At 49.8% G+C, this 478-nt stretch carries 1 protein-coding gene and 1 pseudogene; both read right to left on the bottom strand.

The genetic code is table 11. From position 1 onward, the window contains the following. The coding region (locus A3762_RS28935) for a 2-oxo-4-hydroxy-4-carboxy-5-ureidoimidazoline decarboxylase (RefSeq protein ID WP_369820703.1) at nucleotides 1-154 on the bottom strand (154 nt) is incomplete at its 3' end. 15 nt (nucleotides 155-169) lie between these two features. Continuing rightward, nucleotides 170-478 (bottom strand): annotated as a pseudogene (locus tag A3762_RS19785) (hypothetical protein); the annotation flags it as partial.

Genomic DNA, 478 nt, shown 5'->3' with positions numbered 1-478 from the left:
CTGCTTGATGGCACGCTTCGATCGATGCGAAAGGAAGTGCTTCAACCATGCCTGCTACCCAGCGTGAGCTGGTGCAGCAGTTTGTGAATGCGAAAGTTGCGTCTTCTGCGTTCAACGCGTTTAGTGCGTCGATTGTGTAAGTTAAATCTGCCATGTTCGTATCAGTCCCTTACTTCGCTTCTGGGTAGCCCCAGAGACGTAAGCGACTGATGCCACCATCTGGGTACATTTTGATGCGAATGTGCGTGAAGTTTGTTTCAGTGTTTTGAACTTCTGCAGTGAAGGTGTGCTCACGGTCTGCGTGAAGCACTGTGCGCGGCATGATTTCAGTCCACTCAATTTGGCTCGCTTCTTTACGACCAGCCGTCAATGCGTCTTGATGTGCATCTTGCTCAAGCATGTCAACGTCAGCAGATTGTTCTGCAGTCAGTACAGCGCCTTCTAGTGAGAAACCGTTAGGGTAGTTGCCTTTAAAGTG

It is taken from the genome of Oleiphilus sp. HI0125, from assembly GCF_001635355.1.
The sequence above is the reverse complement of the archived record's forward strand: the minus strand, read 5'-3'. Positions and strand labels throughout refer to the sequence as shown.